The following is a 13195-nucleotide window of genomic DNA, read 5'->3' on the forward strand; positions in this document are numbered from 1 at the left end:
ATCTAAGTTAGTTTGAATTTATCATATAAATGTAGCGCCGTATACGAGATCCGTACGTACGGTGCAACGGGAGGCACAGAAATAATAATTAATCTCAGTATTGATATTATTTCCTGTCTACCCTATTATGTTTCAATGATTGTTTCACTTTGAATAGTTGAAATTGATATTCAAAAGAGTATTATTTTCGTGTATAATGTGTAATGCGAGGGATTTTAAATATGAAAAGAAAACTATATGCAGTAATATTAGCGCTGCTTGAAGCAATTATATATTATTATATTTTCATTGCATTGGATATCAACTTGGGTATTTTAAGACAATCTTTAGGATTGTATTTGATTTATATGTTGATGTGTGGGCATTATAGTATCAAAGATGCATTAATTTGGAATGAAATAAAACATGTCTCAAAAGCAACAGCTTTTTATCTTATTACATATATAATCATTCTTCCTACATCTATGTTCCAGGATAAGAGAAGATATCTCGTATTTTTGGCAATCATCATGTACTTTATTACCATATTCCTATCAAGAACACTACGTATTGTCTTTAGAAAATTCCTTGTTAGAAATACATTAGTTATTGGTACAGGCAAAGATGCATTGGATTATGGCCGTACGCTGAATAATAATAGATTTGCGATTACAAGAATTGTTGGCTTTGTAGATATGAATGCTTGCAGTAAGTTTGACCAACAATTTAATAATGTAGTTGATTTAGAAAAGAGTCATAAATTATTTAATTATGAAGTTTTCAATTATCAAAACTTACGAAAAATCGTTAAAGAGAAACATATCGAACAGATATCAATCGTTGAACCTGATATGGACCAAAGATCATTTGATATTGCTATGGAAGATGCTTCACAGCTTGTCGACCATGTCAAGTATATGCCTGAAGATAATCATATGATGAATTTCTCTTCATCTATTAGAGATTTTGATGGTATTCTTATTATCTCAGCATCAAGAAGAAAGCCAAGAGCTATCGATGCTGTATTAAAGAGAATGATGGATATCTTCTTCTCACTGATTGGATGCTTGTTTATTCTTCCAATTGCAGTCGTTGTAAAAATCATGAACTTGGCACATGGAGATCATGCACCAATCTTCTATAAACAAAAACGTGTAGGACGATATGGCAGAGACCTTAATGTTTATAAGTTTAGAAGTATGGTTCCTAATGCAGAGGAAGTATTAAAGGATATTCTAGCGAAAGATCCGGAGAGGAGAGCTGAGTGGGAGAGAAGTGCTAAGCTCGAAGATGATCCTCGAGTTACAGCAGCAGGTAAGTTTCTTCGTAAGACTTCGCTTGATGAATTTCCGCAGTTTATTAATGTCTTAAAAGGTGATATGTCACTTATTGGACCACGTCCAGTTATTCCAGAAGAACTAGAATGGTATGGCGATCGTGTCACAGAATTCCTTTCAGCTAAACCAGGCTTAACTGGTTATTGGGCAAGTCATGGACGTAGTGATGTTGATTATCCAGAACGTTGTGATTTGGAGCTTTATTATGTACATCATCAGAGTATATTCTTAGACTTACAGATTGTTTTAAGAACAGCTTTAGGTGTTATTTTTGGAGAGGGTGCAAGATAATTATGAAAGATATCAAAGTTATTGTCGCAACACATAAGAAATATCAAATGCCTACTGATCCAATGTATGTACCTGTACAGGTTGGATCTGAAGGTAAAGAAGATTTAGGATATCAGAGAGATAATGAAGGAGAGAATATTTCTCAGCTTAATTCTGCTTTTTGTGAATTGACAGGTTTATATTGGGCTTGGAAGAATCTAGATGCTGAGTATATCGGCTTAGCACACTATCGCAGACACTTTAAGGGAAAACAACAAGAGAAAGATCCTTTCAAGGAAGTACTTACGCAAGCAGAAGCAAGCGTTCTATTCGATAAAACAGATATTATACTCACAAAGAAAAGAAAGTATTATATCGAGACTATCCATGATCATTATGCACATACAATGTATCCTGAGCCGTTGGATGAAGCAGGAAAGATTCTTGAAGAAAAGTATCCTGAATATAAACCATATTTTGATAAACATATGCAGGAAAGAAGCCAACATGCATTTAATATGTTTATTATGAAGAAAGATAAATTTGATGAATATTGTACTTGGTTATTCGATATATTATTTGAGCTTACAAAGAGATTCGAAGATGCCAATTATTCATCGTTCCATGCAAGATATCCAGGAAGAGTATCTGAAAGATTACTTGATGTATGGCTAATGAAGAATGGTTATAGCTATGAGGAAGTACCATTTATTTACATGGAAAAAGTTAATATGTGGAAAAAAGGCACAGGTTTCCTTAAAGCTAAATTCTTCCATAAGAAATATGGTGAAAGCTTTTAAAAAAAGATAGGATTTGTCTTGAAACAAAATTGAGTTATAAAAAAATAGCGGCAACTTACATACAGTGAAGGGTGTCGCTATTTTGGCGTTTTAAATAATCGTGGTGTCGGTATGCACCTTGATGCATATGATTCCACAGTTTTCTTGTATACGATAAGAGGTCTGCTAAGCAGACCTCTGAATATCTATATTTGGATTTATTTGATTATTGTATAAGTAAAATTATCAGGTACAAAGGTAGTGTAGTGACCTATACTATTATCTCCCATTGTTTGAATTTTAGTTGACATTAAGTAGAAGTTTTGTGTTTGTACTAGAGGAATAAGAGCCATGTCTTCTACAGCTTGATTCTCTGCTGCAATGGTAATATAGAATCTTTCATCCTCATCAAAACCTGTATCATGCAATGAAACAAGAGAATCAAATTGCTTATTATAATAGTGCCCATAATTATATCCAAAACCATCTTTTAGATAATTGAGAAATTCAACACTATTGTTTACAGAGGGTTTAAATGATGTTAAAGCAAGTGCAAAGTCATGTGTTTTAAGATATTCATCTATATCATTAACTTTTTTTAATTTAATTTTTAGTAATTTTGTTTTATCTATTGATTTCTTTAAATAATGAGCAATTTGAGAATTATTACTGTATACTAGCTCTAAGGTTATTTTGTTTTTCTTCAGTGATTTTTTTAAGAGCTTTTTAGATTCCTTAATAGAATATGAGTAATTATGTTCATTGACGGATCTGATGGGACGATTAGATTTATTATAGTTATAATTCAAAGGAATAATTCCAGTTGCAACATAGGCATTTCCGTCGAGGACATTTTCTACTAAATGATTACGATTAATCGCTAGAGAAATCGCTTTTCTTATATTTTTATCTTTTAGATAAGTATTATTAAAATTAGGTGTCAAATAAACCATACTATTCTCATCGGTCTTAATAAGGACATCTTTCTTTTTGAAGGATTTTGCTTGCTTAAGGTCTATTTGAGTGTAATCAATTTTATTTTGTTTGAATTGATTAATGGATTGTGAAGAACTTTGATTCATAGTGAATAAGATTTTTTCAACATTACCTGCATCTTTGTTGATGTATTTTTTATTATGATCTAGGATGAGTTTGTTTTTAGATACGTTTTTTAAAACATACATACTATTTGATAGTAAGTATTGGGGCTGTGTAGCATAATTGCTACCACAACTTTGGGCAAATTTATGATTGATTGGATAAAAAACTGGGAATGATAAAAGGTAAGATAATTCATTTACTTTTTCTGTTAAAGTAATACGGAATTTTTTACTTGTAATCTTCTTTATGGCTAACTGATTTAAGCTTTCTATTGATGGATGACTTTCTTGATATATTTCATTTGCTCCTTTAAGATGAATACCAGCAGAAGTGAAGTAATAGGAATTTGGTGTGTGTAAATATAATGCTCTTTTCCAAGCATATATGAAATCATCAGCTGTTACATCATCACCATTTGACCATTTTGCACTCTTTTTTATTGTGAATGTATGTGTTAGACCATCAGAACTGACGGAATGTTTACTCGCTATGCGTTTGCTTATTTCATGAGACCTATTAAAATCATAAAGGCCTTCGGTGAACATACGTATGACAGTATAAGATGTATCATCATTTGCTTTTGATGAATCTAGCGTTTTAATTGTTTTGTCTGTCGCAATTCGCAATATCTTTTTACTTGAATCATTTTTAACTGTACACCCGGTTAAAGTCAAAAAACAAAGAACAGAAATGATTAATTTATTTATTTTCATAGATTCCTCTTTTCTTCCTATTATTTAGGCAAAAAATCATTCATATAAAATTTACACTTTCACACTTTTAATGTCAATAAAACACAGTTATTAGTTCTTCAAACACAGTTATTGGTTTACTTCTAAATTGAATCAAGTAAATAATGTTGGAAGATAAGTAGATTTATGATAGTATACATTGTGAATGTATTAATGAGGTAAGAACTAGAATGAATAAGATATATAATTGGTTTATTAGAAGAAGAATGTATATTTATCTTAGTACGTTATTGTTATTAATTTTTACACAATTAATAACAATAACTGTAGTTGCTCAAATGTGGAAGTTTGAGAAAATATTTAAATTATTGCGATATTTATGCTATTTTGTGTTAGCTTTTTTAGCTTGTGAGTCTTTTTATAGAAAAGTTTTACATAATAGCCTTAAAGGAATGATTAGGAAAACATTAGTGTTTTTTAAGGAACATATATTGCTTCTGTTATTTATCTTAGCTTCGTTTACGTCAATGCTTGTAAGTAAAGAAATGATACCTCTTATATTGTTACTGTTGATCGTGAATGCGAGTGAATATGATTTTGATGAAACGCTTCACTTAATCATTATTCTAAATGTCATTGTGTTTTTATTGACTGTACTAGGAGGATATTTTGGATTTTTACCTGATGTAATAATAACGAGGGGAGATACAATTCGTCATTCTTATGGCTATATTTATCCAACGGAGTTCCTATCACATTATTGTTTTATTGTACTCATGTATATATATTTAAAAAAAGATCAATTTGGAATTAAAGACTTCTTTTTAAGCAATATATTTAATTTTATTTTTTTCAAAATGTCTGATTCACGATTAGATTTTCTTATTATATTGTTTGCAACAGGACTAGGACTTTTGTTTTCATGTCGACCTGGAGTATTAAAGAAAATCGCAAAATCAATCTATGTTAATGGTATATTGCTGTTTTCAATTCTTATCTCTTTCATTTCGTCAGTGTTTTATAATGGTAATTCATCTTTGTTTTCTAAGCTTAATCAATTGCTAAGTCAAAGGTTACTTTTAGGAAATAATGCTTTAAGCTATTATGGGCTTAAAATGTTTGGACAAAAGATTGAGTGGATAGGCTCTGGAGGTAGTGGTATTTATAGAACCTTCGATCAGATTGATTATAATTATGTAGATTGTTCTTATTTACAATACGCATTGTCTTTTGGAATAGTATTCATGTTGGTTATGATCTTACTATATATGTTGGCGATTAAACATGAGTATCTTGAAAATCGAAATTATAGCCTGTTTATATTTGCAGTTATTTTTGTGATTTCAATTATCGAACCACGTTTATTGAATATTCAAATGAATCCGTTTATATTGTTATTAGGTTCAATTATTATGCTTTCAAATAAAGAAATATTAAAATTGATAAAAGGAGAAAGAAAAAATGGCACAGTATGATTATTTAGTAGTTGGTGCAGGTTTGTTTGGAGCAATCTTTGCCCATGAAGCCAACAAGAGAGGCAAGAAAGTCTTAGTTATTGATAAGCGAGATCATCTCGCAGGTAATATTTATACAAAGGAAGTAGAAGGCATTAATGTACATGTATATGGTGCACATATCTTCCATACTTCTAATGAAGAAGTATGGAACTACGTGAACCAGTTCGCCAAATTCAACAGATATACAAATAGCCCTATTGCTTACTACAAGGGCCAGGTTTACAACATGCCTTTCAACATGAATACATTCTCTAAGCTTTGGCCTGAAGTACGTACACCAGCTGAAGCTAAAGCTAAGATTGAAGCTGAAAGAGCGAAGGTTGCTGTGGAGAATCCAAAGAATCTAGAAGAACAGGCTTTATCACTTGGTGGTAAGGAAATCTATGAAATCTTTGTCAAAGGTTATACACAGAAACAGTGGGGTAGACCATGTACGGAATTACCAGCCTTTATCATCAAGAGATTACCATTTAGATTTACTTATGATAATAACTATTTCAACGATGATTATCAGGGTATTCCTATTGGTGGATATACACAGATTGTAGAAAAGATGCTTGATGGTATTGAAGTAAGACTTAATACAGACTTCTTAGAAAATAGAGAAGAATATGAAAATATCGCTGATAAGATTGTCTATACGGGTATGATTGATCAGTATTATGATTATAAATTAGGTACTCTTGAATACAGATCACTAAGATTTGAAACAGAAGTACTTGATGAAGAAAACTTCCAGGGTAATGCCGTAGTGAACTATGAGGAATATGAAATCCCATATACACGTATTATCGAACACAAGCACTTTGAATTTGGCACACAGCCAAAGACAGTGATCACAAGAGAATATCCAGCAACATGGCATAAGGGTGATGAGCCATACTATGCGATGAATGATGACAAGAATAATGCTTTGTATGCACAGTATAAGAAGTTAGCTGATGATGAAGGCAAGGTTATCTTTGGTGGTAGACTTGGTCTTTATAAGTACTTCGATATGGATGATACAGTAGCTGCTGCATTACATTGTGTGAAGAAGGAATTGGATTAACAAAATAATGGGAGTTGATAAATGAATCATCTCCCCTTTTTGTTCTTGTTTTAAAGGAGATTTCTAGTACAATAAAAACTGTAAAAATAATTACTGGAGGAAGTTATGAAAAAGATAATAGCAGTAGTAGTGACTTTTAATAGAAAAGTTCTTCTTAAGGAAGCAATTGAAGCTCTATTAAATAATAAGTATCCTGGGCTTGAAGTATTAGTTACTGATAATGCTTCAACAGATGGAACAAAGGAATATATAAGTGAATTATTAGATAATCCAAGAGTACATTATGTGAATACAGGAGATAATCTTGGAGGAGCTGGCGGGTTTAATTTTGGCATGAAAGAAGCTTATAAATTAGGCTGTGATTATATGTGGTTGATGGATGATGATTGTATTGTTCATGAAGATTCATTAGAAAAACTTATGGCTGCTGATGAAAAGCTTAAAGGCAATTATGGCTTTTTAAGCAGTAAAGTGTTGTGGACAGATGGTAATCTATGTCGTATGAATCTTGTAAAAGAAACATACACAAAGAATGTTGAGGACTGGGAAACACCTCTAGTCAAGATTGTTATGGCAACGTTTGTGTCTTTCTTCGTGAAAACAGAAGTTGTTAGAGAAGTTGGATTGCCAATAAAAGAATTCTTTATTTGGTCAGATGACTTAGAATATTCTAGACGTATTTCTATGAAATACCCTGGTTATCTCGTTAATGATAGCGTGGTTACGCATAAATGTAAGAGCAATATCGGCTCTGATATTTCTAGAGATATGTCAGAAAGTTTGTGGCGTTATCCATATGCATATAGAAATGAAATTTATGTTTGTAAGCGTGAAGGTTTTTATGGACGTTTTAGACAGTTTGAACGTGTTGTTATGCATTGCCTTAGAGTGATATTTAGAAAGAATGATCGAAAAGGTGAAAGATTAAAGATTATTTTATCGAATACTTTCAAAGGTATGAAATTTAATCCACCTATCGAATACTTAGAGTAATTAGGAGATACTATGGCTAAGCAGAAATCTCTAAAATTGAATTTTATTATGAATTCAATTCTGACAATGTCGCAATTTATCTTTCCTCTTATTACCTTTCCTTATGCATCAAGAGTACTGATGCCTTCAGGTATAGGAAAAGTTAATTTTGCGATTTCTATTATCAATTATTTCTCTATGTTTGCCCAATTAGGCATCCCAACCTATGGTATTAGAGCATGCGCAAAGGTAAGAGATAATCGAGAACAATTGACACGAACAGTCCATGAGTTGTTGTTTATCAATATTATAGTTACAATGATCAGTTATATTGGGCTAGCCTTAGCGATTCTATTTGTTCCAAGAATGCATAATGAAAAAATGCTTTATGTGATCATCAGTTTTACAATAGTCTTGACTACTATTGGTATGGAATGGTTATATAAAGCACTAGAACAATATACCTATATCACGATAAGATCGATTGTTTTTAAGTTGATTGGTCTAATTGCTATGTTCATGCTTGTTCATAGCAAGAGTGATTATCTTATTTATGCGGTTATAACAGTTGTTTCCTCTTACGCTTCATTTATTTTGAATTTTATAAATGCAAGAAAATTTGTGGACTTTAAGCCTGTCGGGCACTATAACTTGCAACAACACATTAAACCAATTCTAATATTCTTTTCAATGTCTATAGCAGTAACAGTTTATACTAACCTCGATACAATTATGCTGGGTTTTATGAAAAATGACGTTGAGGTTGGTTACTATACGGCAGCTGTTAAAATTAAAGGCATTACTGTTTCAGTTGTAACATCACTTGGAACGGTTCTTTTACCTAGGGCTGCATATTATATTGAAAAAGGTGAAAATGAGAAATTTGAAATACTTGCTAAAAAAGCAATAAATTTTGTTTTTTTAATTGCAACACCACTTGTAATCTATTTTATTATTTTCGCAAAACAAGGTATCTTCTTTTTATCAGGAAAAGCATTTGGACCTTCAGTTGTTCCGATGCAGTTAATAATGTTTACAGTACTATTTATCGGTTTGTCAAATATAACTGGAATACAAATTCTTGTTCCGCTAGGATATGAAAAAATAGTATTATATTCAGAAATCGCTGGAGCATTAACTGACTTGATAATAAACTTCATTTTGATTCCTTCGTTAGGATCATCTGGTGCATCGATTGGTACACTTGTAGCTGAACTTGTTGTACTATTGGTACAATATTTTGGCATTAAGAATCAAGTTCCTGATCTCTTTAAGACAGTCAAATACTATAAGATTATTTTTGCTGTTGTGTTAGCTACATTGGCATCGGTCTGGGTGCAAATGCTGAACCTGCATGTCTTCTTGGCTTTAGTTATTTCTGCATTGTGCTTCTTTGGAGTCTATGGCATAACGCTACTACTTATGAAAGAAACACTTGTAACTGAAATTACCCAGGAAATATTACAAAAATTACATCTTATTAAGTAATGATTATGAGGTATTTATATGATTAATTATTTAAAAGGGGTATTATTTTTATTTGGATATCTAAATTTCCTTTATTTACTAGGGACGACATTATTTCCTCATAAAAGTGTTCCTTATAAGATTGTAGCAGCTTATGTTATTAATACATTTTTATTGTTTATTCCTGGTGTAATTGTTCAAATATTAAAGCTGTCTTGGGATACATACTTTTTATCTTTTTTAATAATTGATTTTTTACTTATTTTCAGTTGTATATATGTTCTAATAAAAAGAAAGCAATATCTTACTAAAAATATTCTATTGCAGTATTTAAAAGATTATTGGGTTGTTATTGTTGCCACATTGGCTTGTGGAGCATTCATTGTCTTTTACAACTATGACTTCTTTTATAATGGGTATAATGATGATTCCTATTATTTAGTAAAGATGGCATCTTTACCATTTATGAAGAATCCTTTTAATGCAAATTACGAAACAGGATTTTATTCGCCTATAAGCATCTTCGATGTTCGAAATTTGAATACTCATGAACTTGAAATGTCTGTTTATTATTTTATAACAAGAGTGACGCCTACATTGTTCTTCAGAGGTTTTATTTCATTCATAAATCGCTTTTTATTTGTATGTACAATATATGTTACGGCAGAAAGATTAAATTTTATGATGGATAAACCCATAAAGAGGAATAAATTACAATATGTAAGTCTTTTAGCTATTATCGCTTTCTTTGATTATAATGCACTTGCATATAATAAAATATTATATGTAAGAGATGGTTGGATAGTAAATGTTGCTACGTATTATGGCTCAGCTGTTGTAATGATGATGGCATTTTTCTGGTTATTTGATATTTTTTTTGATAATGATTTATCAATAATTAAGCGATTATTATTTTTTGTAATAACTTCATTTACGCTGGTCTCCAAGTCTGGTATTGTCTTACCAATTATTGCATTATCATTTATTTCATTTATTTTAACAATTCTTTGGAATAAAAATAAAAAATATCTGGTTATATTCATACTAGTACTTCTAGGGTTAAGCATAGCGATAGAAAATAAAATTTCACTATTTAATTTAAATTATGAGCGAAGCTCAAACATAAATTATTTTGTGAACAATTTTTCATCAATTGTTTTTATTCCTTTTATTGTGATATTTATATTACTTGTATTAAAAAAATATAAGAATATTTCTTTTGTATCCTATGTTTTTTCCTTGTTTGCAATATCAGGGTTAAGTCCTTTTAATAATATTATAGAGCTTGCAAGTCAATATTCCTTTGTATTCGGTAGGATGATAGCTTCACTATTTATCTTTTTTGTACTTGTAACATCTATTTTGATTTTTTTCTATTTTTATTCTTTGAATTTTAACAAAGAGATAAGTTTAATTAGAAATATAGTATTGTTTATTGTGATAGGATGTATCGCATTCGGATCGCTTTATGCAAAAGAAGGTTCAATATACTATATTATCAATGAATTAAAGGTATATGTTAAAAATCCATATTTAACACCAAGAGCTGTTAAAGAGCTTGGCGAACGTCTACAACAAATAGAAGATGAAACTCATAAAGATGTTTATGCACTTGTTCCTTTTGAAAGCTATGATGGGAATAAAATCAATACACGTATGTATTATAATGGATTGGTAGATTTAATGCCCTTAAGAGTTGCTGGTGCAGTAAGAGCTTTTGCTCCAAATATAAAAAGCTTAACTATCATTTGTAGATGGAGTGCTGACATTGAAAATAGTCATACTGTATTTGATGGATTCAAAACTGATGATGTTACAAAATATATTAACTTTCAATTTAATCCAAATAAAGATAATACTCAAGAGTTTATGAACGTATTAAGAGAATATCCTATAAATGTTGTTGTAATGTGGGATAAAGGTGGAAAGAAAGAATTAGAAAGTGAAGGATTCCATCAATATGGTAATACAATCTATTCAGAATATGCTAATTACTATGTTTACTACAGGGATAGCTAGTTATTTCAGTTTTATTACATATATTTCAAGGAATTGATGTCACTAATGGAAATCAAGTTAGATATACTATGGCTAAGTAGAAGTATAAAAAATCAACTTTACCTATAGATTCAATTAAGACAATATCACAGGTATAGTTCTTAACATTTGGTTTTAAGTCAACAAAGAGGAAATCGCAAGTGTAAGTTTATGCTAAGATTTTTCATGAACAGTAGCCTAAGCTATTGTGATTTCGTTAATGATAGTATCAGGATTAGATATATTTAAGATGCTTCTGTACGTTTATTATGAGTCTTTGCAAATACGATAATAAGTCTCTTCCTTTTTGATTTAAGAATAAAAAATTAAGACAGGCATTATCAAACGATCTGCTTTTACGATTGAACTAATGATATGTTATGTTTTGTTTTTCAAAAAGGGATATGGACATATTCTTGAACTAGCAATGACTAGGGCGGAATAAAATGCCATTTAATGTGAAAGAGAAAAAGATAGTACTCTAACTTCATGATGAGACGGAATTGGTTGATATGGGAATACATAATCTTGGATATCCAAGCAGGAAAAATATGAATATTTGAATCAAGAATCGAAATATGAAAAGAAATGCAAGTCATGCAGCTATAAGATTTACAGGAACATAGATGCCACCTATCGTTAGAAAAAAAGTTGAAATAATTCAACGCTTCTTTGAAAATATGGGGGGTATAAAATTAATATCAGTAGAATAAGGAAATCAAAGGTGATTATTGAAACCTGGAGAAAGCTGTATTTATCTGGATGTGCAGAGGTAATATTAAATAAAAAGGAAGCTTTTTCAAGAGAAACCTTAATCGGTATTGAGACGGCTGATAATGGTTCTAATTATGCTGAACTGGCAGCTAAGATATAAAATTTGAAGTTGGAAAACGATATTTTAAGACAGACAATAGAATATTAAAAAAACAGGACATTTACCTGTTATGCCTGAAAAATGCAGAGAAGGCAATGATAATCGATGCCCTAAAGAATAAATATTCAGCACACAGCTTCTTGCAAAACTTAGAGTATCTAAAAGCAGTTACTTTTATCAACGCAAGATAAAGCAATTACCGTATAAATATATGTTAATAAAGTCAAAAATCATCTAATTGTTCAAGGAAAACAAAGAAAGATGCGGTTATAGAAGGATTCATGCTCTTCTTAGAGAAGATAACATCGTAGGATCCGAAAAAATCGTAAGACAAATCATGAAAGATAATAATCTGGCAGTAAAAGTCAGAAAACTCAGTAAATTCAGCTCGTATCAAGGAGAAATTGATGAAGTATTAGAGAATATTATCGGTAGAGATTTTCATTTAGAAAAGCCTAATGACAAGGTGATTTTAAATATCACAAAATTCTCAATACCTGAAGGGAAAGTATATTTTCATCAATAGTAGTGTTTTTATGGACTGATACCAAGCTGGATAGTAAGTATCAGTCCCAATGCAAATTAAGTTAATAATATGCTGGATGATTATCATTCTAGGCTAAAAGAAGATGAAAAAACAATCGACGATAACAATCTAGGCTGCCATTATCGGTGGCCTGGATGGATAGATAGTGTGAATAAGTATAGATGTACCAAAAGCATATCAAAAAAGCAGATTGCTAGATAATTCAGCATTTGAAGGATTCTTTGACAGGATGAAGAATGAGATGTTTTTGGAGAAATTTTACTGAAGTGAACATTGAAATGAATACACAAATATCAACGATTTTATCGTATGGTACAATACCAAAAGAATAAAAGTATAATTGGGCCATAAGGCTCTATGGAATATCGGCAAAGCCTGGGAGTAATTTGATAAAACTGTCAAATAATTTGTCTGCTCCCTACATATTAGTCGATTTTGAACATAGGGGGGTGCGGACAAATTCTTGGACCATGTTATTTCAAATTAGTCCCAGACTTTGCCTGTACTCCATAGGGCTCAAATAGCCCAACGATGCCTTTATTCTTTTGGTATTATACCATATGATATAATCA

11 protein-coding genes are annotated in these 13195 nt (G+C 31.0%); 9 read left to right on the forward strand and 2 right to left on the reverse strand.

Going from position 1 to position 13195, the window contains the following annotated elements; translation table 11 throughout:
- The first annotated feature begins 221 nt into the window (after nt 1-221).
- Nucleotides 222-1607: an exopolysaccharide biosynthesis polyprenyl glycosylphosphotransferase gene (locus tag FYJ79_RS11725; protein ID WP_173655431.1), complete on the forward strand. Its 1386-nt coding sequence runs from the start codon at nt 222-224 to the stop codon at nt 1605-1607.
- Between the two features lie 2 nt (nt 1608-1609).
- Nucleotides 1610-2386: a DUF4422 domain-containing protein gene (locus FYJ79_RS11730; protein WP_154518694.1), complete on the forward strand. Its 777-nt coding sequence runs from the start codon at nt 1610-1612 to the stop codon at nt 2384-2386.
- A gap of 197 nt (nt 2387-2583) precedes the next feature.
- Here the strand turns inward: FYJ79_RS11730 and FYJ79_RS11735 are convergent, their stop codons facing one another.
- Entirely contained in the window at nt 2584-4179 is a 1596-nt protein-coding gene (locus FYJ79_RS11735; RefSeq protein ID WP_154518697.1) for a peptide ABC transporter substrate-binding protein, read from the reverse strand.
- Nucleotides 4180-4388: 209 nt separating this feature from the next.
- Here FYJ79_RS11735 and FYJ79_RS11740 point away from each other — a divergent pair, with 209 nt between their 5' ends.
- The 7 genes from FYJ79_RS11740 to FYJ79_RS11770 all read left to right on the forward strand — a co-directional run bounded on the left by FYJ79_RS11740 (nt 4389) and on the right by FYJ79_RS11770 (nt 12602).
- Nucleotides 4389-5633, forward strand: a complete 1245-nt coding sequence (locus FYJ79_RS11740; RefSeq protein WP_154518700.1) for a hypothetical protein — start codon at nt 4389-4391, stop codon at nt 5631-5633.
- The gene (glf, locus tag FYJ79_RS11745; protein ID WP_154518703.1) at nt 5620-6726 is read left to right on the forward strand and encodes a UDP-galactopyranose mutase; all 1107 of its coding nucleotides are present in this window, start codon (nt 5620-5622) and stop codon (nt 6724-6726) included. The genes FYJ79_RS11740 and glf overlap by 14 nt, the downstream gene beginning before the upstream one ends.
- Nucleotides 6727-6831: 105 nt before the next feature.
- The gene (locus FYJ79_RS11750) at nt 6832-7719 is read left to right on the forward strand and encodes a glycosyltransferase family 2 protein (RefSeq protein WP_154518706.1); all 888 of its coding nucleotides are present in this window, start codon (nt 6832-6834) and stop codon (nt 7717-7719) included.
- Nucleotides 7720-7731: 12 nt separating this feature from the next.
- Nucleotides 7732-9186: an oligosaccharide flippase family protein gene (locus FYJ79_RS11755; protein WP_154518709.1), complete on the forward strand. Its 1455-nt coding sequence runs from the start codon at nt 7732-7734 to the stop codon at nt 9184-9186.
- 18 nt (nt 9187-9204) lie between these two features.
- The gene (locus FYJ79_RS11760) at nt 9205-11184 is read left to right on the forward strand and encodes a hypothetical protein (RefSeq protein WP_154518712.1); all 1980 of its coding nucleotides are present in this window, start codon (nt 9205-9207) and stop codon (nt 11182-11184) included.
- Between the two features lie 742 nt (nt 11185-11926).
- A complete protein-coding gene (locus FYJ79_RS11765) occupies nt 11927-12076 on the forward strand; it encodes a hypothetical protein (RefSeq protein ID WP_154518715.1) in 150 nt (49 codons plus the stop codon).
- A 238-nt stretch (nt 12077-12314) separates the two neighbouring features.
- Nucleotides 12315-12602, forward strand: coding sequence for an IS3 family transposase (locus FYJ79_RS11770; protein ID WP_154518718.1), 288 nt, complete (start codon nt 12315-12317; stop codon nt 12600-12602).
- A gap of 499 nt (nt 12603-13101) precedes the next feature.
- Here FYJ79_RS11770 and FYJ79_RS11775 read toward each other — a convergent pair.
- Nucleotides 13102-13195, reverse strand: a 94-nt coding sequence (locus FYJ79_RS11775; RefSeq protein WP_154518721.1) for an IS3 family transposase, incomplete at its 5' end; no start/stop codon positions are given.

Origin of the sequence: Sharpea porci, from assembly GCF_009695655.1 — a bacterium.
Lineage (GTDB): Bacteria > Bacillota_I > Bacilli_A > Erysipelotrichales > Coprobacillaceae > Sharpea > Sharpea porci.

Excerpts from the sequence above, each read along its gene's own strand:
- FYJ79_RS11725 (WP_173655431.1), top strand. The coding sequence starts at position 222 with ATGAAAAGAAAACTATATGCAGTAATATTAGCGCTGCTTGAAGCAATT.
- glf (WP_154518703.1), top strand. The coding sequence starts at position 5,620 with ATGGCACAGTATGATTATTTAGTAGTTGGTGCAGGTTTGTTTGGAGCA.
- FYJ79_RS11735 (WP_154518697.1), bottom strand. The coding sequence starts at position 4,179 with ATGAAAATAAATAAATTAATCATTTCTGTTCTTTGTTTTTTGACTTTA.
- FYJ79_RS11730 (WP_154518694.1), top strand. The coding sequence starts at position 1,610 with ATGAAAGATATCAAAGTTATTGTCGCAACACATAAGAAATATCAAATG.
- FYJ79_RS11760 (WP_154518712.1), top strand. The coding sequence starts at position 9,205 with ATGATTAATTATTTAAAAGGGGTATTATTTTTATTTGGATATCTAAAT.
- FYJ79_RS11750 (WP_154518706.1), top strand. The coding sequence starts at position 6,832 with ATGAAAAAGATAATAGCAGTAGTAGTGACTTTTAATAGAAAAGTTCTT.
- FYJ79_RS11740 (WP_154518700.1), top strand. The coding sequence starts at position 4,389 with ATGAATAAGATATATAATTGGTTTATTAGAAGAAGAATGTATATTTAT.
- FYJ79_RS11755 (WP_154518709.1), top strand. The coding sequence starts at position 7,732 with ATGGCTAAGCAGAAATCTCTAAAATTGAATTTTATTATGAATTCAATT.